General features: G+C 48.8%; 25 protein-coding genes and 2 tRNA genes. 14 read left to right on the top strand and 13 right to left on the bottom strand.

From position 1 onward, the window contains the following. Positions 1 to 2: 2 nt before the first annotated feature. Together HHX48_RS04430 and HHX48_RS04425 are read right to left on the bottom strand one after the other, a co-directional pair. Positions 3 to 76: transfer RNA gene (locus HHX48_RS04430), tRNA-Met, on the bottom strand. Positions 77 to 278: 202 nt separating this feature from the next. Beyond that, positions 279 to 1,133, bottom strand: coding sequence for a peptidylprolyl isomerase (locus tag HHX48_RS04425; RefSeq protein WP_191022544.1), 855 nt, complete (start codon positions 1,131 to 1,133; stop codon positions 279 to 281). A gap of 178 nt (positions 1,134 to 1,311) precedes the next feature. Between HHX48_RS04425 and HHX48_RS04420 the strand changes: the two genes are divergently transcribed. The 4 genes from HHX48_RS04420 to HHX48_RS04405 all read left to right on the top strand — a co-directional run bounded on the left by HHX48_RS04420 (position 1,312) and on the right by HHX48_RS04405 (position 2,405). After that, positions 1,312 to 1,716, top strand: coding sequence for a hypothetical protein (locus HHX48_RS04420; protein ID WP_191022542.1), 405 nt, complete (start codon positions 1,312 to 1,314; stop codon positions 1,714 to 1,716). Positions 1,717 to 1,911: 195 nt separating this feature from the next. Next, on the top strand, positions 1,912 to 2,040 hold the full coding sequence (locus HHX48_RS04415) for a class IIb bacteriocin, lactobin A/cerein 7B family (protein ID WP_191022540.1): 129 nt from the start codon (positions 1,912 to 1,914) through the stop codon (positions 2,038 to 2,040). A gap of 10 nt (positions 2,041 to 2,050) precedes the next feature. Beyond that, positions 2,051 to 2,203, top strand: a complete 153-nt coding sequence (locus HHX48_RS04410) for a hypothetical protein (protein ID WP_191022538.1) — start codon at positions 2,051 to 2,053, stop codon at positions 2,201 to 2,203. Between the two features lie 31 nt (positions 2,204 to 2,234). After that, on the top strand, positions 2,235 to 2,405 hold the full coding sequence (locus tag HHX48_RS04405; protein ID WP_191022536.1) for a hypothetical protein: 171 nt from the start codon (positions 2,235 to 2,237) through the stop codon (positions 2,403 to 2,405). A gap of 63 nt (positions 2,406 to 2,468) precedes the next feature. Here the strand turns inward: HHX48_RS04405 and ychF are convergent, their stop codons facing one another. The 8 genes from ychF to lolB form a co-directional block, all read right to left on the bottom strand. Then, positions 2,469 to 3,560, bottom strand: coding sequence for a redox-regulated ATPase YchF (ychF, locus tag HHX48_RS04400; RefSeq protein WP_191022534.1), 1,092 nt, complete (start codon positions 3,558 to 3,560; stop codon positions 2,469 to 2,471). 23 nt (positions 3,561 to 3,583) lie between these two features. Further along, a complete protein-coding gene (gene pth, locus HHX48_RS04395) occupies positions 3,584 to 4,177 on the bottom strand; it encodes an aminoacyl-tRNA hydrolase (protein ID WP_191022532.1) in 594 nt (197 codons plus the stop codon). Positions 4,178 to 4,183: 6 nt separating this feature from the next. Then, the gene (locus HHX48_RS04390) at positions 4,184 to 4,834 is read right to left on the bottom strand and encodes a 50S ribosomal protein L25/general stress protein Ctc (protein ID WP_191022530.1); all 651 of its coding nucleotides are present in this window, start codon (positions 4,832 to 4,834) and stop codon (positions 4,184 to 4,186) included. 158 nt (positions 4,835 to 4,992) lie between these two features. Further along, positions 4,993 to 5,358 (bottom strand): hypothetical protein, encoded by a 366-nt coding sequence (locus HHX48_RS04385; RefSeq protein ID WP_191022528.1) that lies wholly within the window; start codon positions 5,356 to 5,358, stop codon positions 4,993 to 4,995. Between the two features lie 191 nt (positions 5,359 to 5,549). Further along, the gene (locus tag HHX48_RS04380) at positions 5,550 to 6,488 is read right to left on the bottom strand and encodes a ribose-phosphate pyrophosphokinase (RefSeq protein WP_223858061.1); all 939 of its coding nucleotides are present in this window, start codon (positions 6,486 to 6,488) and stop codon (positions 5,550 to 5,552) included. Between the two features lie 40 nt (positions 6,489 to 6,528). Next, positions 6,529 to 6,604 (bottom strand) — tRNA-Gln (locus tag HHX48_RS04375). 8 nt (positions 6,605 to 6,612) lie between these two features. Continuing rightward, positions 6,613 to 7,491, bottom strand: a complete 879-nt coding sequence (ispE, locus tag HHX48_RS04370; protein ID WP_191022524.1) for a 4-(cytidine 5'-diphospho)-2-C-methyl-D-erythritol kinase — start codon at positions 7,489 to 7,491, stop codon at positions 6,613 to 6,615. After that, the gene (lolB, locus tag HHX48_RS04365) at positions 7,479 to 8,024 is read right to left on the bottom strand and encodes a lipoprotein insertase outer membrane protein LolB (RefSeq protein WP_263406909.1); all 546 of its coding nucleotides are present in this window, start codon (positions 8,022 to 8,024) and stop codon (positions 7,479 to 7,481) included. The genes ispE and lolB overlap by 13 nt, the downstream gene beginning before the upstream one ends. Positions 8,025 to 8,199: 175 nt before the next feature. Between lolB and hemA the strand changes: the two genes are divergently transcribed. The 5 genes from hemA (at position 8,200) to kdsA (ending at position 12,745) form a co-directional block, all read left to right on the top strand. Then, positions 8,200 to 9,474 carry a glutamyl-tRNA reductase gene (gene hemA, locus HHX48_RS04360; protein ID WP_191022520.1) on the top strand — a complete coding sequence of 425 codons (1,275 nt, stop codon included), beginning with the start codon at positions 8,200 to 8,202 and terminating at the stop codon, positions 9,472 to 9,474. A gap of 14 nt (positions 9,475 to 9,488) precedes the next feature. Beyond that, positions 9,489 to 10,574, top strand: a complete 1,086-nt coding sequence (prfA, locus tag HHX48_RS04355; protein WP_191022518.1) for a peptide chain release factor 1 — start codon at positions 9,489 to 9,491, stop codon at positions 10,572 to 10,574. Then, a complete protein-coding gene (gene prmC / locus HHX48_RS04350; RefSeq protein WP_191022516.1) occupies positions 10,574 to 11,410 on the top strand; it encodes a peptide chain release factor N(5)-glutamine methyltransferase in 837 nt (278 codons plus the stop codon). The genes prfA and prmC overlap by 1 nt, the downstream gene beginning before the upstream one ends. A 93-nt stretch (positions 11,411 to 11,503) precedes the next feature. Beyond that, a complete protein-coding gene (locus HHX48_RS04345; protein ID WP_191022514.1) occupies positions 11,504 to 11,878 on the top strand; it encodes a SirB2 family protein in 375 nt (124 codons plus the stop codon). A 12-nt stretch (positions 11,879 to 11,890) separates the two neighbouring features. Then, the gene (gene kdsA / locus HHX48_RS04340) at positions 11,891 to 12,745 is read left to right on the top strand and encodes a 3-deoxy-8-phosphooctulonate synthase (protein ID WP_191022513.1); all 855 of its coding nucleotides are present in this window, start codon (positions 11,891 to 11,893) and stop codon (positions 12,743 to 12,745) included. 63 nt (positions 12,746 to 12,808) lie between these two features. Here the strand turns inward: kdsA and HHX48_RS04335 are convergent, their stop codons facing one another. Further along, positions 12,809 to 13,090, bottom strand: a complete 282-nt coding sequence (locus tag HHX48_RS04335; RefSeq protein WP_191022511.1) for a hypothetical protein — start codon at positions 13,088 to 13,090, stop codon at positions 12,809 to 12,811. Positions 13,091 to 13,305: 215 nt separating this feature from the next. Between HHX48_RS04335 and HHX48_RS04330 the strand changes: the two genes are divergently transcribed. The 5 genes from HHX48_RS04330 (at position 13,306) to fusA (ending at position 18,541) form a co-directional block, all read left to right on the top strand. Continuing rightward, the gene (locus HHX48_RS04330) at positions 13,306 to 14,205 is read left to right on the top strand and encodes a transcriptional regulator GcvA (RefSeq protein WP_191022509.1); all 900 of its coding nucleotides are present in this window, start codon (positions 13,306 to 13,308) and stop codon (positions 14,203 to 14,205) included. Continuing rightward, positions 14,198 to 14,845, top strand: a complete 648-nt coding sequence (locus HHX48_RS04325; RefSeq protein WP_191022507.1) for an alpha/beta family hydrolase — start codon at positions 14,198 to 14,200, stop codon at positions 14,843 to 14,845. Before HHX48_RS04330 ends, HHX48_RS04325 begins: the two co-directional genes overlap by 8 nt. After that, on the top strand, positions 14,842 to 15,216 hold the full coding sequence (locus HHX48_RS04320; RefSeq protein ID WP_191022505.1) for a DUF423 domain-containing protein: 375 nt from the start codon (positions 14,842 to 14,844) through the stop codon (positions 15,214 to 15,216). The genes HHX48_RS04325 and HHX48_RS04320 overlap by 4 nt, the downstream gene beginning before the upstream one ends. Beyond that, positions 15,209 to 16,288, top strand: coding sequence for a 23S rRNA (cytidine(2498)-2'-O)-methyltransferase RlmM (rlmM, locus tag HHX48_RS04315; protein ID WP_191022504.1), 1,080 nt, complete (start codon positions 15,209 to 15,211; stop codon positions 16,286 to 16,288). Before HHX48_RS04320 ends, rlmM begins: the two co-directional genes overlap by 8 nt. A gap of 165 nt (positions 16,289 to 16,453) precedes the next feature. Then, entirely contained in the window at positions 16,454 to 18,541 is a 2,088-nt protein-coding gene (gene fusA / locus HHX48_RS04310; RefSeq protein ID WP_191022502.1) for an elongation factor G, read from the top strand. A 410-nt stretch (positions 18,542 to 18,951) separates the two neighbouring features. Here fusA and HHX48_RS04305 read toward each other — a convergent pair whose 3' ends face one another. Further along, positions 18,952 to 21,009 carry a transglutaminase family protein gene (locus HHX48_RS04305; protein WP_191022500.1) on the bottom strand — a complete coding sequence of 686 codons (2,058 nt, stop codon included), beginning with the start codon at positions 21,007 to 21,009 and terminating at the stop codon, positions 18,952 to 18,954. Beyond that, a complete protein-coding gene (locus HHX48_RS04300) occupies positions 21,006 to 21,962 on the bottom strand; it encodes a DUF58 domain-containing protein (RefSeq protein WP_191022499.1) in 957 nt (318 codons plus the stop codon). The genes HHX48_RS04305 and HHX48_RS04300 overlap by 4 nt, the downstream gene beginning before the upstream one ends. Position 21,963: the final 1 nt, after the last annotated feature.

Raw genomic sequence — 21,963 nt, 5'->3', positions numbered from 1 at the left:
GGTGGCTACGGCGAGATTCGAACTTGCGACCCCATCATTATGAGTGATGTGCTCTAACCAACTGAGCTACGTAGCCTTACACTTCTCTTCCCTCTCAGGAAGTGGCGCGTATTATGCGAATATGGAGGGGGGCAGTCAACCCCTTTTTTACTATCTTTTGCCAAGTGACCAGAATATATACTAGAAAGGCCGGAAACAGGGATTTTTTGCCTGAAATAGCGTCGCGATTCTATGTATTAACCGCTAACTATCTGCTTGATAAGCGTTTAATCTGACTGTTATTTAACCTCAATATCGGTTTGATAATAGCAAATGTCCAGTGGACGTGGTGCCAGGGCATCGTCCGCATAAAAAGGATTATCCAGAGAACGCGCCTGAGCGGCCTTTTTTACATACTCACTGTGGCCAGGCAACTGTATGCGAACCTGTTTACGACGCGACGCAGGAATATCTTCCCCTAATCTTGCATCAATCAATTCACTGTCTTCTGAAAAGTCCCTTAAAACACCATTATTGCTGCGATCGCCTCGAGGAAGCTGTTGCAATACCTCCATCCCATCGACCACACGCCCGAATACTGACATATTGCGATCAAGATGACGCGGTGCCTGACCTAAAACAATATAAAATTCGGTACTACCGGTATTCGGCTTATTGTCCCGGGCCATCGCGACCATGCCCGGACAGTGCGTCAGCCAATAACGTTGGCGATCGGGGGTAGTTGCCGCAGGAAAGCCATTTATAAATCCTGTTACGGGGGCAAACGGGGCTGGGCGTTCAACTTCATAAAACCCCTCTACTGACGTCGCCGTGAATTCGCCGGGTAGCGGTGAGGTGCTGCTATTCTGCTTATGTGTCCCGTTTGTGCCCGCCTGGGCTACGAAACCTTCTATCACCCGATAAAAATAACGATTGTTATAAAAGCGCTGTTTAACAAGTGTTTTAAACCGGTTTACATGTTCAGGCGCGATACTGTCGGTCAGTGCAATGATCACAGTGCCTCGATTGGTTTGCAGATAGACTAGGTCTGACTGAGGGACTGTGTAATAAAAATCTTCGTCATTGGCTGACGCGACTAAGGGCAGGGCAATAAGCAGAGCGAGCAAAAAGCCAGGCAAAGTGTATTTTGTCATGGAAGCTTACAATTCGGTTGCAAAAGTAAGGCTGAGTTTACCATAAGCCATTTTCACCATCAGCCCGCCCGCTGTGTATTTTAAGGCATGCTGAAGACGTTAGTGCAGCCATTGTTCAAGTTGCATTCATTTTCGGGTTGCTAAAGTAACCAGGTATTTATGCTAACGGAGACAGAAAATGAGAAAACTTACGTCGACCTTGTTACTACTTAGCGCTTTTGCCGCTTCTCCAGTGATGGCTGATCCTCCCGCACACGCAAAGGCATATGGTCACCACAAGCACAGTCATAAGTACGAAAAACGTCACGAGACCAGATCGCCGCGCTATTACAGCGACCGACGTGATGCGCATGGCATGCATTATTCGGGGTATCGTGAACGTGACACAGTAGTGGTCATCGAGCGTCAGCACCGCCCCTATCATTATATAAGAGGTACGGGCAGGTACCTGAGCGATCGCCACTTTCGTCGCAGTCATATCATTGACCGCCACGATGGCATCATAACGCTGCGAGTCGATGGCAGATTATTGCATGTGCTGGCTGATACCCACCATATTATTGAGCTCATCCGGCACCGGTAGGCTTTTTGATAACGTTTTTGGAAGGTAAAAGTGTAAGTGTTCTGTCTGGATTGTGCCAGCTACCGCCGCAGAGTCTGGACAGGGCAGCGACTTAAATACGTTCATAGGGTCAGTGTTTTACAACATCGATACACGCTACAGTCATTTCGTAGCGTGAAGCTACAAAGCGATTAACACTTTACCAAGGAGAGTAATATGCAGACGCTGACTGCCTGTGAAATACAAGATGTGAATGGTGGCATAATCCCGGTTTTAATCGGTATTGATGTGGGGCTTAATCTGGTCATGCTGGCTGTGGGTTATGGTTCTGGTGCATTTGAATAGGGAGATACTGATGCAAGCACTTACTCTATCAGACTGCGAAGAAATTGGCGGGGGCATCTTTTTTGTTCCGGCACTAATTGCTTTTGGAAAAGGCGTAGGCTACGGCATTGCGGCGGGAAGTGCGCTGTACGGCGTAGCATTTGCTGCCAAAAGCGTTAGCTAACTATTGGGTACCCGGTAAACAGGAGTCACAAATGCGACTTTTATTCGGTCTTATCTGCCTGGGTTATGCCTGGTCATTACCTTTATTACTGGAGCAACAAATGACGGCCTTGATTGCTGGCGGCGCCATCATTGCCGGTATCGGGCTGCTCATTCTTATACACAGTGATGCGAAACGTACAAGACGGGAAAGACAGATATAGCGGTAACCCGAAACAAAAAAGCCGCTGAAAAGATTCAGCGGCTTTTATCAGAACATTTCAGGCTTAAACGTTGAAGCGGAAGTGAATCACATCGCCGTCTTTAACGATATAATCTTTGCCTTCTAAACGCCATTTGCCCGCATCTTTTGCCCCTTGCTCACCATTATATTCAACAAAATGGTCATAAGAGACAATCTCGGCGCGGATAAAACCCTTTTCGAAATCAGTATGAATTTTACCGGCCGCCTGTGGCGCCGTAGAGCCTTCAGGGTAGGTCCAGGCTCTGACTTCTTTTACCCCGGCAGTAAAGTAGGTTTGCAGGGTAAGCAGATTATAACCAGCACGGATTACGCGGTTCAGGCCCGGTTCTTCCAGTCCCATATCCTGCATAAACTCTTCGCGCTCATCATCGTCCAGCTCTGCTATTTCAGACTCGATAGCCGCACATACCGCAACGACTACGGCATTTTCGCCTTTGGCGATTTCGCGAACCTGATCCAGATAAGGGTTATTCTCAAAGCCGTCGTCGTTGACGTTAGCAATGTACATCGTTGGCTTCAGCGTCAGCATATTCATATAGCTGATAGCGGCCAGTTCTTCTCTTTCAAGCTCCAACGCACGCAGCAACTTACCTTCATCAAGGTGAGGCTTAATCTTTTCCAGCACCTTCAGCTCGTACTTGGCCTCAGAGTCACCGCCTTTAGCACGCTTAGCAACACGGTGCAGCGCCTTTTCAGTGGTTTCCAGATCGGCAAGTGCAAGTTCGGTGTTAATGACATCAATATCATCCTGAGGACTGACTTTACCGGCTACGTGAACAATATTTTCATCGTCAAAGCAGCGAACCACATGGCCGATTGCATCGGTTTCACGAATATTCGCCAGGAATTTATTTCCTAAACCTTCACCTTTTGACGCACCTTCTACCAATCCGGCAATGTCAACAAATTCCATGGTGGTCGGAATCACGCGTTGCGGATTGACGATGGCGGCCAGCTTGTCCAGGCGAAGGTCCGGCACAGGCACAACCCCGGTATTGGGCTCAATGGTACAGAACGGAAAATTTGCTGCCTCAATGCCTGCTTTGGTAAGAGCGTTAAATAGCGTCGATTTACCTACATTCGGCAGGCCGACGATACCACATTTGAAACCCATGCTAGCCTCTTGTATCGATTAGTTTATTTGGTGAGTTCGGCTTTAAACGCGTGAAGCCGGTTTTGCGCTGCTTTTAAGTCTTCGCTCAGCAGAATCTCTGTGCATCGTACCGCTTCATCAATAGCTGATTCCATTGCCGTACGTTCATCTGCTGCGGGCTTACCCAATACATGGCCGGTAACGCGGGATTTGTGTCCCGGGTGACCTATCCCGATGCGTAAGCGTAAAAAATTCTTGTTGTTAGCCATCCGGGTTACGATATCTCGTACACCGTTCTGACTTGAACTACCGCCTTGTTTGAATTTTGCAATACCCGGCGGTAAATCCAGTTCATCAAACGCTACCAGCATTTGTTCTGGTTCAATACGATAAAAATTTGCCAGCGCACTTACTGCCTGACCACTTTTATTCATAAATGTACTGGGGTAGAGCAATCGGACATCCTGGCCAGCCACAGTAATGCGTGCTGTTTTTCCATAGAATTTGGATTCAGGTGTCAATGATGTGTTGTAGCGTGCAGCCAGTTCTTCTAAAAACCAGGCGCCTGCATTATGGCGGGTTTGTTCGTATTCGGGGCCTGGATTACCCAGGCCCACAATAAGACGAATATCAGTCAAGAGGGATTATTCCTCGTTGCCTTCTTCGCTTTCACCTTCACGTTCAGCTTCTTCAGCGTCAATTACAGGTGTTTTAGGAGCAGCTTTGATTGTCACTACAGTGAGATCGTGATCTTCGTCGCCTTTAGCCAGCTCAACAGAGCTTACGCCCTTAGGAAGCTTAACGTCAGACAGGTGAACAGTACCGTCCATTTCCAGATCTGCGATATCTACTTCGATATACTCTGGCAGATCTTTTGGCAGACAGGTGATTTCGATTTCATTCAGATGATGCTCTGCGATACCACCAGCTTTGATAGCGTCGTTTTTATCTGCATTAATGAAGTGCAGAGGAACATTTGTGTGAACGTCTTCGCCTGCAACTACGCGCTGAAAATCGATGTGCGTGATTTTAGGCTTGTACGGGTGACGTTGCATGTCCTTAACCAGGGCTTCAACTTTTTTACCGTCGATGTTCAAAGTAAGAACATGAGAGTAAAACGCTTCATAATCAGCAGAGTTGTTTACTTTGTTGTGATCAAGCGTTAAAGATACTGGCTCTTCATTACCACCGTAAAGAATCGCAGGTACCAGATCTGCACGACGCAGGCGGCGGCTCGCACCTTTCCCTTTATCAGTACGGACGCTGGCATCCAAAGAAAAAATAGTGTCAGACATTGAATGTCTCCAAAATTAATTAGTTAATCGTAAATGCGCTTCCGCGACCAAAAGCACATCGCGTACTGCATGCTTAAAAGCAAGCTTGCAGCGACCCTAAATTTTAAGGGCGGCGAATTCTACCACCGAACTTATGGTGTGACAAATACTCGCGCGGATTAAAGCTCATTATTCTTAGGTTTTATCCCGCTTTCATCCAACACTTTGACGCTTTCTACCTCAAAAACATCGCCATACTGGGTAAATGTCATAATATCGTTTCTGACCCGGCCATTGACCTGAAGCTTAATGCCGTTCTTTTTAAATTCCGGCGGCAGGTTGCGTAAGGTATACTTATTACCCTTATCCGAGTCAAAACCGAAAAAACCGCCTTCTAAATTTTTATAAATAAGCGTGCCTGATATTTCTTTTGACGTAGACTGCATAGCTTGCTCTGTTTCGATGGGATCTGCCTTTAACTGCTGTTGACTGCATGCGTTAACGGACAGCAGCGTAAGCGGTAGCATCCAGACTGAATATTTCATAACGTAATCCCTGTAAGTTGTATAGTGGTATGATGCACAACGCTGCCTGAATAGACAATGAATGTGAGTACTTGTTCATTACGCGCCGAAGACGGGCAATGTCCATACCCGCTTGCATCTGCACAGCCGCACCATAAAAAAAAGGCGAAGTTTAGATAAACATCGCCTTTCATCATCAAACAGGGCAATTGTTAATATTCGAACATCGCCGATATTGACTCTTCGTTACTAATGCGACGAATCGTTTCAGCAAGCATCTCAGATAAGGTCAATTGCTTAACCTTATCGATTTTCTTCATCTGTGGGTTGAGCGGGATACTGTCGGTAACGATGATTTCATCGATAACAGATTCGCGTAGATTCTGCGCTGCATTGCCTGAGAAGATAGCGTGGGTCGCATAAGCAAATACGCGACGAGCACCATGGCTTTTAAGCGCCTCAGCGGCCTTGGCCAGTGTTCCGCCTGTGTCAATCATGTCATCCACGATAATACAGTCACGATCTTTCACATCGCCGATGATATTCATCACCTGTGCCACGTTGGCCTTAGGTCGACGTTTATCAATAATGGCCAGGTCGGTATCATTCATCAGTTTCGCGGTTGCCCGCGCTCGAACAACACCGCCAATATCCGGAGATACTACAACCGGATCAGCCAGTTCGCGACGCATCATATCTGCAAGCAGGATGGGCGTACCAAACGCGTTATCTACAGGAACGTCAAAGAATCCCTGAATTTGCTCTGCGTGTAAATCGATGGTCAGAACGCGATCCACACCAACATTTGACAGGAAATCAGCAACCACTTTTGCCGTGATAGGTACGCGTGCAGAGCGCACACGTCGATCCTGGCGGGCGTAACCAAAGTAGGGCATGACTGCTGTGATACGACCGGCCGATGCACGGCGCAGGGCGTCAATCATCACTATCAATTCCATCAGGTTATCGTTAGTGGGGGCACAGGTAGACTGGATAATAAAAACGTCCGAGCCACGGACGTTTTCATGAATTTCTACGCTTATTTCACCGTCACTGAAGCGGCCAACGCTGGCGTTTCCAAGCTTGGTATAGAGACGATCGGCAACTTTCTGGGCAAGTTCTGGTACGGCGTTACCTGCAAAGAGCTTCATATCTGGCACAAGTGTTTCCTCAGTGCATTCAAAATAGAGGTGGCTGGGGTAGCAGGACTCGAACCTACGAATGGCGGGATCAAAACCCGCTGCCTTACCAACTTGGCTATACCCCAATTGTATTTTACATTTTGTCCGGAGCGGTATTCACTTCTTGTCGTTTTAGTTGCAAAGGCGACTCAGCTACACCTTTAGCCACAAAGCCAGTCCAGTGAGCGGGCAATTTTGCCAGAACATCCCGGGCTTCCTGCTGGTCACTAAAAGTGGCGAATACGCACGCCCCTGTGCCCGTCATCCGCGACGGGGCGTAGTGTACCAACCACTGTAATAATTTTGCAACTTCGGGATAGCGTTTACAGACAATTTCCTGGCAATCATTGCGCGTATTCTCGTAATGGTAGGCTGACCACGCAAGGCGCGGCGTTTGCCTGGGCAATTCAGGTTCACCAAACACAGCCGGCGTGCTTACATGGACACCCGGGTTTACAATCAGATACCAGGCTGACGGCACCGTGGCCGGTGCAAATTTCTCTCCGACCCCTTCAGCAAACACGGTTTTGCCATGAATAAACACAGGCACATCGGCCCCTAATTGCAGTCCGATGGTGGCAAGTTCTTCGTCGGATAACTGACAATTCCAAAGATTATTTAACGCCACCAGCGTTGTCGCTGCATTGGACGACCCGCCACCGATACCACCGCCCATGGGCAATTGTTTATCAATATGGATGGTGACGCCCTTATCCGTTCCGGTATGCTTGACCAGAAGGCGGGCGGCTTTCACCACGAGGTTGTCCTCATCGGGCACCCCTGGCAGGGAGTCGGCCAGCGCAATATGGCTGTTATCGTTTATTTCAAAGGCCAGACGGTCACCGCGATCCAATATCTGAAACAACGTTTGCAGCTCATGATAACCATTTGCGTTGCGACCGGTGATATGTAAAAAAAGATTCAGTTTTGCGGGGCTGGGCCACCATGACTGCGGCATGACTACAGTGTCCATCTATCAATTCTGATTTTTATAAATGTATTAGGTTGTTGCGTATTGGTCAGGGTCAGTGCATGAGGTAACCATACCTTGTCCACCTGACCATAATTTGCATAACTGACCTTCCATTCGCCACATCCCTTACACGGCCCGGGTGCCAGTGACTCAAGCAGTTGTTTGTCATTTAACTGATACTGGTCGGTGGGGCCGGGTAACCCTTTTATCCAGTCGAGCAGTCGCTGAACCGGAAGCTGCCAGCCAGTAACCTGGGCAATAACCTGTTGTGGGTCGTTGCCTTCAAATACCTTATCGTCAGCTTTTAATACTGCATCGCCGGCATCGTAACGCAGGTCTACCAACGTAATGCCCAGCAAATTGGTCAGTCTGAACTGAAAGTCGGGTTGGTCATAGCGCCAGCTGAGCGTGGCGCTCACCGCTTCATTGTTTTGTCTGATTGCCATTTTACCGGCGGCTTTCCATTGATTGACCGCTTTGAGTGCTTCCAGCTGCGCGGGCAGGTCAACAGATTCTTCCGGCCCATCAGGCAACGTGGAACAGCCTGCGACAAGGAAAAGGCACAGCAGGGCAGAAAAATAGCGTAAGCACATAAGAAAAAATCGATTGGTCTGATTAACCTTTATATAGGAACACAATTACAGCAACACTTTCAATAATTTTGCCTTTTTCGTACAATGCCGCTCCGAAGTCGCCAGATGAACATAAATGACCTTACTTGCCCTCGGAATCAATCACAAAACTGCACCCGTTGCTTTGCGTGAGAAAGTTGCCTTTACACCAGACTCGCTGGTTTCGGCACTGTCTTCATTAAAAAAGCAGGAAGGGGTGAGCGAATCGGTGATTGTTTCGACCTGTAACCGTACTGAAATCTACGTAAACGGGGCATTTGACAGTTGTGAATCGATTTTACGCTGGCTGGCGCAATTTCATCATGTGGATGAACAGCTCATCGGCGAGCACAGCTATCAGTTTTCTGAAGAACAAGCTATTCGACACATTATGCGTGTGGCGGCGGGCCTGGATTCGCTTATTCTGGGCGAGCCGCAAATCCTCGGGCAGGTAAAGCAAGCCTTTAACGATGCGCGTCATAGCGGTACCGTCAGTGCAGAGTTTGAGCGGCTTTTTCAGCACACGTTTTCTGTGGCCAAGAAAGTGCGTACCGATACTGATATCGGTGCCAATGCGGTATCCGTCGCGTTCGCTGCCGTTCAGCTGGCCAAGCATATTTTTTCTGCATTACCAAAACGCTCTGTATTGCTGGTTGGTGCGGGTGAAACCATAGAATTAGTGGCGCAGCATTTAAAAGAGCAGGGCGTAACGAAGTTGCACGTGGCAAACCGAACCGTAGCGCGCGCACAAACATTGGCGGATAAGCTAGGCGCCAATGTCCTTACACTGGCGCAGGTCCCCGAACAGTTACATAATTTTGATATTGTTATCAGTTCCACGGCCAGCCAGCTGCCGCTGATCGGCAAAGGAATGGTGGAAGGTGCACTCAAGCAGCGACGCAACATGCCTATGTTTCTGGTCGATTTAGCGGTTCCCAGAGACATTGAATCGCAGGTCAATGAACTGGGTGATGCCTATCTTTATACGGTCGATGATCTCCAGCATATTGTTGAACAAAATCTGGCCTCACGTGAAGAGGCTGCCGAGGAAGCAGAACAAATAATTTCCGGACAGGTAGAAACCTATCTGTCATGGCAACAAAGCCAGCAGTCCATTGATTTGGTTAAACAGTTCAGAGAGCGCGGCACTGGTCAGCGCGACGAGCTGGTTGCCAGAGCCTTGCTTCAGCTTGAAGAGGGCAAAGCATCGCAGGATGTGGTCAAAGAGCTGGCGTATAAGTTAACGAATACACTGATGCATGGACCTACCCGCATATTGCGTGAGGCCGCCGCCACCAGTGATTCATCGTTGAAACAATGGCTGAGCGATTCACTGGAACTGGATAATCAGTCAAATCAGCGTCAGGAATAAGGTAAATAAAAACTATGAAAGAGTCGGTTGTCAGTAAGCTTGAAAATCTGGTCGAGCGCTTTGATGAAGTGCAGGCCTTGCTGGGCGATCCCGACATCATCGGTAATCAGGAAAAGTTTCGCGCCCTGTCAAAGGAATACAGCCAGCTGGAAGATGTCGTCAAAGGTTTTAATGCATATCGGCAGGCTGAAGAAAATCTGGCATCTGCCAATGAAATGCTTGAAGAAGACGATGCTGAAATGCGCGAAATGGCGCAAGAAGAAATTAAAACCGCAAAAGCTGAGCTGGCAACGCTGGAAGAGGAACTTCAGATTTTGCTGTTGCCCAAAGATCCCAACGATGACCATAGCTGTTTTCTTGAAATACGAGCTGGTGCCGGTGGGGATGAAGCCGCTATTTTTGCCGGTGATTTGTTTCGCATGTATAGCCGTTTTGCAGAAAGCCAGAACTGGCGTGTAGAGCTGGTCAGTGCCAGTGAAGGCGAGCATGGCGGATTCAAGGAGGTCATCGCCAATGTCGCCGGTGATGGTGCATACGGCATTTTGAAGTTTGAGTCCGGCGGGCATCGCGTTCAGCGTGTCCCTGAAACTGAGAGTCAGGGGCGCATCCACACGTCAGCCTGTACAGTGGCGGTATTACCCGAAGTGCCTGAGTCAGAAGCCATTGATATTAATCCGGCCGATCTGAAAGTGGATACATTCCGTGCCTCGGGTGCCGGTGGTCAGCACGTCAATAAAACCGATTCAGCCATTCGGATAACCCATATTCCCAGTGGCTTGGTTGTTGAGTGTCAGGATGAACGCTCTCAACATAAAAACCGTGCCAAGGCCATGTCTGTCCTGCAGGCGCGACTGAATCAGATTGAAGAGGAAAAACGAGCTGCGGAAGAGGCGTCAACGCGGCGCAATCTGGTGGGCAGTGGTGATCGCTCTGAACGTATTCGTACCTATAACTTCCCCCAGGGCCGTGTTACTGATCACCGGATTAATCTGACTCTGTACCGTCTGGATGATGTGGTTCAGGGCGATCTGAACGCGCTGCTTGAGCCTATCCGCCAGGAACATCATGCGGATCTACTGGCATCACTTGCTGACGAGTAATGCAAATCACTGAGGCCCTTAAATGGGCCGTTTCCCAGTTGTCCGACAGTGACAGTGCAGGCATTGATGCGCGCATACTACTGTGTACCGTGATAGATAAGCCTCAGACCTATCTGTTTACTTGGCCCGAGCATGAATTAAGTGCCAATGAGAAAGCACGCTTTGAGGCGCTGGTCAGGCAGCGGGCAGACGGCCAGCCGGTAGCTTATCTGACCGGGACCAGAGCATTCTGGTCGCTGACACTGCATGTCAGTCCCACGACGTTGATTCCACGGCCTGAAACGGAGCTGCTGGTAGAGCAGGCACTTGCCCGGTTACCAGTGGGGCAGGCCCGGGTATGTGATTTAGGTACCGGCACCGGAGCGATTGCCCTTGCCATAGCCTCAGAACGCCCGGATGTTGCCGTAACAGGTGTTGACCGAGTGGCTGATGCAGTTGAGCTGGCCAGGCGAAACGCCCGGTACAATCACATTGAAAACGCGGTATTTGCGCACAGCCACTGGTTTGATTCGCTGACAGGGCAGACATTTTCAATGATTGTCAGCAACCCGCCCTATGTAGAGCAAAACAGTCATTATCTTGCTGAAGGTGATGTGCGCTTCGAGCCCGCCTCTGCATTAACCGCGGGTGCAGACGGACTGGATGATATTCGTTATATCATCGCCCAGGCCCCTGCGCACTTAAAGTCAGATGGCTGGCTGTTGCTTGAACATGGCTACAATCAGGCGCAATCCGTGCAGGCGCTGCTACAACAACAGGGTTTTCATGACATTACCACCGTGAATGACCTGGCGGGTCAGCCACGGGTGACCCTGGGCAGACGCGGTGAGCGCTAAGGTTTGGCCAGTACAATACATTGCGCTTGCCGCGAATGCCTGTAATAGTAACCGATAATTCTTGAGTCATGGCGGTAACAAAAAGGAAAAATTATGTACATGATGGCGAAACATCTTCATCTTACAGCGGTCGCATTGAGCGTATTGCTATTCATTCTTCGGTTTATTTTGTTACAGGCCAGTCCCCGGGTGCTGGAGCAAAAGTGGGCCAAAATATTGCCGCACGTTATTGATACGGTTCTACTGGCCAGTGCGCTGTGGCTGTGTAGTATTTTGTCTCAGTGGCCATTTATCAATGACTGGTTAACTTTCAAGGTGGTTGGGTTAGTCATTTATATTCTTTTGGGCATGTTTGCACTTAAATGGGGACGCTCGGCGCCATTGCGCTGGATTGGCTTTATCGGCGCACTCACCTGGATTGTACTTATCGCCAGAGTGGCCTTTACCAAGCAAGCAGTTATTTTTTAAAAAGGGTTTGATATGACGGTTTCTAAACGTGTTATTCCTGTCGGAAACACGCAGGTAGGCAATCACCTGCCATTTGTTCTTTTCGGTGGCATGAATGTACTTGAGTCCCGGGATATGGCGATGCGCATAGCAGAGCATTACAAAGAAGTGACAAGTCGTCTGGATATCCCTTATGTATTTAAAGCTTCCTTTGATAAAGCGAACCGTTCTTCGGTCAATTCGTTTCGCGGTCCGGGCATGGAAGAAGGGCTGAAAATTTTCGAGGAAATTAAGTCCACATTTGATGTGCCATTGATTACGGATGTTCACGAACCACACCAGGCGCAACCGGTGGCAGAGGTGGTCGATGTTATTCAGTTACCGGCATTTTTGGCCCGACAAACGGATCTGGTGGTGGCGATGGCCAAAACGGGTGCCGTTATAAACGTAAAAAAACCACAATTTCTGGCGCCTCATGAAATGCGCCACATCATTAACAAATTGGCGGAAGCTGACAATGAGAATGTGATTTTATGCGAGCGCGGTAGCTGCTTTGGCTATAACAATCTTGTGGTTGATATGTTGGGGATGGAAGCGATGAAGGAATTCGCGCCAGTCATCTTTGACGCTACCCATGCGCTACAGATGCCTGGTGGTCGTGAATCCTCGGCTGACGGACGGCGCGCGCAGGCAGCGCAGTTGGCGCGCAGCGGCATGGCGCTGGGACTCGCTGGTTTGTTTATTGAAGCGCATCCAAACCCGGATGAAGCGAAGTGCGATGGCCCGTGTGCATTGCCGTTATCTAAACTGGAACCGTATCTGGCGCAGATGAAAGCGCTTGATGAGCTTGTAAAAGGTTTTGAGCAACTGGATACATCCGCCAGTTAGTAAGAGCGAACGTCAATACAGGCAAGCAAGCTTGCCTGTATCGTATCAGGTGTAGTGGCTTATTTACTCGCCGGTATTTGCCTCGGCGACAGTGTTTTTTTGCGCAGGCTGATAGGCGAATAATGCAGAGGATAGATATTTGGCTTTTCCCTGTTCCAGGGTTGCTTTTGCCTGTTCTGCGACGATAGATTTCATATCAATCTGCAGGTTCATGCTGTCTTTATCAAGCTCGATAACAAACGCATTTTTCTTCAATGCAGTCTCTGGCTGTGTGGTTTCTGCCTGCGCAGTTGCTGCACTGACAAATGCCATGACAGAAACGGTAGATAAAAGTAGTTTTTTCATTTCACACCTAATAGAATTTATATAAAATTTGTGCTGCTATTGTTAACAGCTTTAACAAATCAGGCGCGTAACTTATTGTTAATAAAGCTCTCTTCCTGATTGCGGGTAAATAATAGACACTAATTGGTTGTTTTTAAAGCGAGTAAAAGTATGGGTTGATCATTAGATAAACTAATGCTTTTGTCATCGAATTGTCATCTGTTCAGAGGCTGTATATGCAACGTCGACTACCGCCACTAAATGCTCTGAAAGCCTTTGAGGCTGCAGCGCGCCATTTAAGTTTTACTAAAGCGGCTGATGAACTGTTTGTAACGCAGGCTGCAGTCAGCCATCAGATAAAGGCGCTCGAAGAATACTTATCCATGAAGCTGTTCATTCGACGCAACCGCACCTTGCTGCTTACAGAAGAAGGGCAAGCCTACTTTCTTGAACTCAAGGATATCTTTAAAAGTCTTCAGGAAGCCACTGAGCGACTGTTGGCGAAGGGGAGCAAAGGCGCGATTACCGTTGCTATGCCGCCAAGTTTTGCATCGCAATGGCTGGTGCCACGAATCAGTCGGTTTAGCCTGGAACATCCTGACATTGACGTTCGCATCAAAGCGGTAGACTTTGACGAGGGATTTCTGGATGACGATGTGGATGTGGCGATCTATTACGGTAAAGGTCGCTGGTCCGGTGTTCAGGCTGACAAGTTACACAAGGAATTTCTGACTCCCCTGTGTGCGCCCAGTCTGTTCAGCGGGCCTAAGCCATTGTCCAGCCTGGCCGATCTGAAACATCACGTATTGCTGCACGATTTGAGTCGCGACGCCTGGAAAACCTGGCTGCGCCAGGTTGGGGTGGCCGGCGTAAATGTCAATCAGGGGCCGGTATTCAGTCACTCGATGCTGGTGCTCCAGGCCGCTGCTTTAGGCCAGGGGATCGCGCTGGCAAATACCATCTTGGCGCGCCCGGAAATTGATGCAGGCCGGTTAATCATGCCCTTTTCAGAGCGTGTTGAATCGCGGGACGCTTTTTATGTTGTATGTGATGAGTCTCAGGCTGATTTAGGCAAAATAGCGGCGTTCAGAGCGTGGATTCTCGCGCAGGTAGAAGAAGAGCAGGAAAATGTTTGATTATCAGATTACCAAAACCAGTAGTAAGCCAGTTTGTCGCTTTATTTTTGCCCATGGTGCCGGCGCAGGCTGTCAAACCCCGTTTATGGAAGATATCGCCCGCCAGCTGGCAGAACTTGGTATCGAAGTCTGGCGGTTTAACTTTCCCTATATGCAAACCATGCTGCAAACTGGCAAACGACGTCCTCCGGAAAAAATGACCGCGTTGGAATCACATTTTAACGCGCTGTTGGACAAGAGTATTCGCGAGTCTGAATCTTTGCCGACGTTTATTGGTGGTAAATCGATGGGCGGACGGGTAGCGACCCAAATACTTGACGCCAGCGAGGCGCGTGGAGCGGTGGTTTTTGGCTATCCTTTTCACCCACCGGGAAAGCCTGAGAAATTGCGAACCGGGCATCTGGAAACTATCGCTAAGCCAGTGTGTATCTGTCAGGGGGAACGTGACACATTTGGTACACAGGCAGAAGTTGAACACTACCCTCTGGCATCGACAATCACGGTCTCGTTTCTCAGCGACGGTGATCACAGCCTGAAGCCTCGCAAGAAAAGCGACGCGACGCTGCAAGATAATTTGAGTAACGCAGCGCGCACCGCTGCTACATTTATGCTTGCGCACAGTAAAGGTAAAACATCATGAAATTAATCATCTGTGCCGGTGCAGCAGGAGGGCTGACGGCCGTTATCCTTGGCGCTCTGGCAGCCCATGGGCTTGAGGGGATATTAAGTGCATCGTCACTTCAGTCGTTCAAAACCGCTGTGAGCTACCAGATGTATCATAGTCTAGCATTACTGTTGGTTGCCGGGCTGCCTCAGCTAAAACGTTCTTTGGCAATACTTGCTGCCTGGAGCTTTATCCTGGGTGTATTGCTATTTAGCGGTAGTATTTATCTACTCACTCTGGCACAGCTAAGCTGGCTGGGTCCCGTTACTCCGGTAGGAGGCCTCATACTCATGGCTGGGTGGATACTGGTCCTGACTGCAGCGATTAAAGGAGAGTGTAATGGCTAGTGTACTTGCATACTGTCGGGCCGGTTATGAAGCTGATTTGAGCAAAGAACTGACAGAAAAAGCCGCGCTGCTTAATTGCTTTGGGTATCCGGTGTTCTCGCCCGGGCAGGGATATGTGGAATATATGTGTCATCAGGCGGAGGATGCCGATCGACTCGGTCACAACCTTTCTGTCGCCAAGACGATTTTCGCCCGGCAACTTTTTGTCGTGACTGACACCTTTGAAGCACTGGATAAAACTGACCGGCTGGGACCTGTACTTGATGCGGTGAGAGCGCATGATAACCCGGATATGAAAAACGGGATGCTATTTGTCGATCATGCCGATACCGATGAAGGCAAAGACCTGGCAAAGCTTTGTCGCAAATTTTCTGTCGTGTTGCGTCAGGCGTTAAGAAAACATTATTGCCTTACCTTTAAAGAAAAACCTGATTGTCGGGGGATCCACGTTTTCTTCACAGACTTCGACAAGTGCAAGGTGGGTTACTCTTATCCGGATGTGAGAAGCGCACATGCCAACGGGATTTACCGTCTGAAATTTCCAACCGGTGCCCCCAGCCGTTCAACCCTGAAACTTGAAGAAGCCATTCTGACGATGCTTACTGATGACCAGCGAGCGCAGATATTTCGGGCCGGCGCCAGAGCCGTGGACCTGGGAGCGTGTCCGGGAGGCTGGACCTTTCAGCTTGTTAAACGGGGCATGCATGTAGAGGCCATAGATAACGGTGCTATAGATGACGACCTCATGGCGACAGGGCAGGTTGAGCATTTTGCCGCAGATGGATTTAGCTATCGCCCGCAGATGGGCCGTGTAGATTTACTGGTTTGTGATATGATAGAGCAACCCGACCGGGTGGCTAAGCTGATGGGTGACTGGTTAGTTAAGAAATGGACTGATCACGCCGTGTTCAATTTAAAGTTACCTATGAAAAAGCGGTTTGAAACGGTGACCGAGGCTATTGCCTCTTTGAAGGCAAGGCTTGAAAAACTTGATGATAAGTTTGTCATGCATCTGCGGCACCTTTATCATGATCGCGATGAAATTACGGTAACAATTGTTCGAGAAACGTAATTTCCTGAATATCGCCTAGCTTATTGAATAATAACAATTAATTTAAATGGTGGCGTGGAACCGCTGGATAAGTTTTATACTTTTTGCGGAAAGGGCTGTCAATCTGGTATTGAAATCCTTTATAATCCCGCCGTTTTTTTACTCTGAACCAACGAAAGTGAACTAATGGCAGACTTATCTCATTACAGAAATATTGGTATTTTCGCCCACGTAGACGCGGGGAAAACAACCACAACTGAACGTATTTTGAAACTTACCGGTAAAATCCATAAAACCGGTGAAGTGCACGATGGTGAGTCAACAACTGACTTCATGGAACAGGAAGCTGAGCGTGGTATCACAATCCAGTCAGCAGCAACGACCTGTTTCTGGAAAGATCATCGTATGAACATCATCGATACTCCTGGACACGTTGACTTCACGGTAGAAGTTTACCGCTCATTGAAAGTCCTTGACGGCGGTATCGGTGTGTTCTGTGGTTCTGGTGGTGTTGAGCCACAATCAGAAACTAACTGGCGTTATGCGAACGAATCTGGCGTAGCCCGGGTTATCTTCGTAAACAAGCTGGACCGTATGGGTGCAGACTTCTACCGTGTTATCGGCCAGATCAAGAAAGTTCTTGGTGCTAAGCCAGTGGTAATGACACTGCCAATCGGTATTGAAGATGACTTCAACGGCATCATCGACGTACTTGAGCAAAAAGCCTATATCTGGGACGAAACTGGTCTGCCAGAGAACTTCGAAGTATGTGATGTTCCTGACGACATGAAAGACAAAGTTGCCCAGTATCGCGAAGAGATGATTGAGACTGCGGTAGAAATGGATGACGAACTGATGATGGCATATATGGATGGTGAAGAACCGTCTATTGCTGATATCAAGCGTTGTTTACGTAAAGGTACGCGCGACCTGGAATTCTTCCCGACATTCTGTGGCTCAGCCTTCAAAAACAAAGGTGTACAACTGGTATTGGATGGCGTTATCGACTATCTGCCTAACCCTACTGAAGTTGACCCACAAGAACTGACAGATAAAGACACCGGCGAACCTACCGGCGAAGTGGCGAAAGTTTCTACTGATGAGCCATTCCGTGCGCTGGCGTTTAAAATTATGGACGACCGCTTCGGTGCACTAACGTTTGTTCGTGTTTACTCTGGTGTACTTAACAAGGGTGATACCATCCTTAACAGTGCAACAGGTAAAACTGAGCGTATCGGCCGTATGGTTGAAATGCACGCAAATGACCGTACTGAGCTGACAACAGCCCATGCTGGTGACATTCTTGCCATTGTTGGTATGAAGAACGTACAGACTGGTCACACGCTGTGTTCTACCAGCCACCCTTGTACGCTTGAGCCAATGATCTTCCCTGAGCCGGTAATCTCTATCGCTGTTAAGCCTAAAGATAAAGGTGCAACTGAGAAGATGGGTATCGCTATCGGTAAACTGGTTTCTGAAGATCCGTCGTTCCAGGTTGAGACTGACGAAGATTCTGGTGAAACTATCCTGAAAGGAATGGGTGAACTTCACCTGGATATCAAAGTAGATATCCTGAAGCGTACTTATGGCGTTGAGCTTGAAGTAGGTCAACCACAGGTTGCTTACCGTGAAACTATCACAACAGCGATTGAAGATAGCTACACGCACAAGAAACAATCAGGTGGTTCTGGTCAGTTCGGTAAGATTGATTACCGCATCAAGCCAGGCGAAACGAACTCTGGCTTCCAGTTCACTTCTACTGTTGTGGGCGGTAACGTACCTAAAGAATTCTTCCCGGCCATTGAAAAAGGCTTTAAGGGTATGATGGAAGAAGGTCCGTTGGCGGGCTATCCGGTACTGGATGTTGAAGTAGAACTGTTTGACGGTGGATTCCACGCGGTCGATTCATCTGCAATCGCCTTTGAAATCGCGGCTAAAGGTGCATTCCGTCAGTCTATGCCAAAAGCAGGACCACAGATTCTTGAGCCAGTCATGAAAGTTGACGTGTTCACGCCAGAAGATCACGTTGGTGATGTTATCGGTGACCTTAACCGTCGTCGCGGCATGATCAAGGATCAGGAAGCAGGTGTAACAGGTGTACGTATCAAGGCAGACGTTCCTCTGTCTGAAATGTTTGGTTACATTGGCCAACTTCGTACAATGACATCGGGTCGTGGTCAGTTCTCAATGGAATTCAGCCATTATGCGCCTTGCCCGAATAATGTTGCTGACAAGGTTATTGAAGAAGCAAAAGCACGTAAAGCTGCAAAATAAGTCTTCTGATTTAATTGTTAAAAACCCGCCATCTGGCGGGTTTTTTTATGCCTGTCTGTGGCGTACATTCTTACTTAGTTGCTTATCAGCATGACATAAATTTATATGGTGACGTTAATCAGCGCAATAGCTTTGGTCTGGACGCTATGGGTGCTTGCAGGGTGTGCTGGCTGTATCATGATGGTCAGCACCGCGAAGCAGGAACCCGCTGAAATCGTAGTAGTCCACAGCTCTCTGTCATCACTATTCAGAGGCGGTCGTCATTGCAATCTGCGACGTTCCATGGTGACAACAATAGCGGTATGGCAGGGCGGGGTAGTGCTAAACAGTGGTCCGTTTCCATTGGTGGTAGTCCTTGTTCCTGTTATGTTTCGCTGGCTGCTCGTCTACCGTTTACAGCAGCACTTTCCTTATTCTTCAGTCAGGGGCGAAGGCCTGAACCCCCCCATGCCTTTTTTTAACTGCTTCATCAAAATACGGTGCTGGCTGCGTAACCTGGCGTAATGGTTTCGCTGTTGGCCTGATGGCACATAACGGATTTTTTCGTATTGCTGCGTAAACTGTTCAAACAATGAAAAGGTTTGTGCATCAAGATGAGGGGCCAGTAAATGAAGGTATTGTCTGGCGGATAGGTTTGCCCGCTCGACGCCGGTTAATTTATGTAAGCGGGCAGACAAACTATCGTAAAGGCGCTGTATCTCATCGGTATACCGGGCCGCAGGTTTAGGAATAAAATACAGCGCGAGCAAGCCGGTGATAAATAACATCACAGCCAGCCCGAATAAGGCCAGTTTTGTCGTTGTCTTTTCGCCCAATATGTCAGTTAACATATCCTGTTGGCGCTCATTATCAAAGCCCAGTACCCAGCGACTCCACTGATAATTAACGGTATCAATCATGGCAAAAAGACCGCCCAACAGTGCAGAATCTCTGGCCCTCGCTCTGGAGAAGAGGGGCATGTCAGCATGCTGATCAGCCATAGATTGTTGAAAGCCATATTGCAGGCGTGACATCGCTACCATGGCGGTGGGATCAAAACGCTCCCATGTCTTCCCATCGGGGGCCGCTTCCACCCATGCATGTGCATCATACTGGTACACACTCAGCGCGTTTTGTGTAATGGCTTCTCCGCCCTGATAGCCGGAAACAATTCGTGCCGGGATGCCGGTTTCACGAAGCACATATGTCATCGCACTGGCATAGTGAGCACAAAAGCCAGCTTGTCGCTCAAACAAAAATGTATCAACAGGGTGCTCAGGCATAGCGCCCGGGGTCAGAGTGTAGGAAAAATTCTGGTCTGCAAAATAGCGCATTATGGCGTCGACAAGCGCGTTGTTATCGCTGTAACGATGTCTTAGTTGCTGTGCCCAGTCCTTTGCGCGCGGGTTTTTTCCACTGACCGGTAACTGCAAGTTAAGCTGCGTGTCGATACCGTTTGCCGCCAATGGTTTTTTTGCGTCTGCATTGTACTGCATATCGAATAATTGCTTGCTCATAACAGGCTGCACCGTCGAGAGCGAGTAGTCCTGATTACTGATCACTTTTGTTAAGGATGCGCGATCCGCGGGCCTTGATACATCCAAAGCATACAGCCACTTGCTCGCATTTGGCTCAATGATCAGCTGGTATTCAGCCCAGTTACCCTGAGGTTCTGCCTCTAAGGTTCGGGTAGTAAACTGAGAAAGCAACTGTTGTTGCTTACGGTATTCGCTCACCGTCCAGGTATTGCCATTAAACGATTCCAGTACCATTGCACGCCAGTATCGCTGTTGTGGCGGCGGTAAAGCTTGACTGAAGGTCGCGGTGAAAACGCGATCGGTAGATTGGGTCAGTGCGGCGATATCGCCGGGTGTCATACTCTCACTCAGACCGGTTTGTGTACTTTTCCCGGCAGGCATGCCCCATAACGGTGGTAGCTGGGGCATTATAAGAAATAACAAACTGGCGATGGGTAAAGCTTGTAGTCCCAACTTAACATTGGCCGAAAGGTGTTTTTTGAACGCTAGCTGAGGTGCATACAATTGTTGTAGCCCAAGTAATAGCAACAACACAATGATGCTAAGCACAATCGCTGTAGACAATGCCTGTTCAAAGATAAGGGCACAGCCTGTCAGAAAAAAAGCACAGGCTGTCAGTTGCAGAAAATCTTTCGTTCGCCTGAGGACCAGAAGTTTTAATGCACAGCCGGTGACTAACAGGTTAACCATAATCTCCAATAAACCTTGCTGACCGCTGAACCAGGCCAGTGCAATGCATGCCAGTACCGCCAGCAGATTAACCAACCGCTGACTTAATTTTTGTGTTTGTCCGGCTCTGAAGAGGTAAAAGCGTATTACAGCTGCACAGGTCATCATCAGCATCACCCAGCCCATTAACGGCTGGTTGAGAACAACGGTAAGTACAAGCATGGCTATACTTAAAATAAGTGTGGCACGATGCCCTTTGACCGGCAGTCCTGTCCCTTTCATACCTGTGTTCCGATGGTACTAAGTGCGCGCAGACATTTATCGCGGTGGGCCCGCCCGGTAGCGGCTGCATAGGTATGCGGGCCAATCTGTAGCGCGAAAGGTTGTTGGCGACGAGTGAGTTCTACAACTAGGTACGCGGTCTGGCTAATGTCTTTTTCAAGTGTCTGACTGACCGGATTAACCTGAAGGCGGGTATTAAAATTCGCCGGTTCACTAAAGGTTTTTACGGCAGGAGCGGCACCTTTGGCAAGCGATTTCCAGGCAATACGTGCAATAGGATCGCCCTGACGATATGCGCGCAGGCTGTCAAAGTCTTCCTGCCCGGACGTCAGCGTTGTACCCTTACCGACACTCTGCTGGAAGTTGACATGGTGATCACCGACAGGCTCAAGGCGCGGGAAGACCATCATGGGCTGCGCGAAATCAAGATGCGTCCAGCACCTGAAAAGGCCCAGCGGATAGAGAGAACTAAAAGTTACCCGTGGTAGGGCAAATACACCGCGTCGGAAGGTGGCGCGGGGCAGGTGAACCTCTTCCGTACTGTCATCTAAATCCACCACAATACCGGTTTTATGTCCCCACCATCTGATAGTTAGCTGACCAGCAGGCGGTTGATGGGAGTGGGAAGACAATTGTATCTGAAATGATGCTTCGTCACCGGCATAGACGGTATTCACACCCCTGGCCTGTATCTGCAAGCGGGCGAAATTCTGGTAACTGGTGAAAATAGTCACCAGTGACACGGAAAGAAAAAAATAACAAAGTAACAATAAGAGATTGTTCTGATAATTTGTACCCAGGATGAACAGCGCTGCACACAGTACAAAAAAATAAACGCCAAAGCGTGTCGGCATGATAAATACCGACTGCATATTCAATGTATGTCTGCGGTGCCCGGGGATGCGCGCCGCCAGCCACCTTAACAGCAACCGGTTTCGAAGGCGTCCGAACATA

It is taken from the genome of Salinimonas profundi, assembly GCF_014750655.1.
In the GTDB taxonomy this organism is placed as follows: domain Bacteria; phylum Pseudomonadota; class Gammaproteobacteria; order Enterobacterales; family Alteromonadaceae; genus Alteromonas; species Alteromonas profundi_A.
This window is presented reverse-complemented; position numbering and strand designations above follow the sequence as displayed.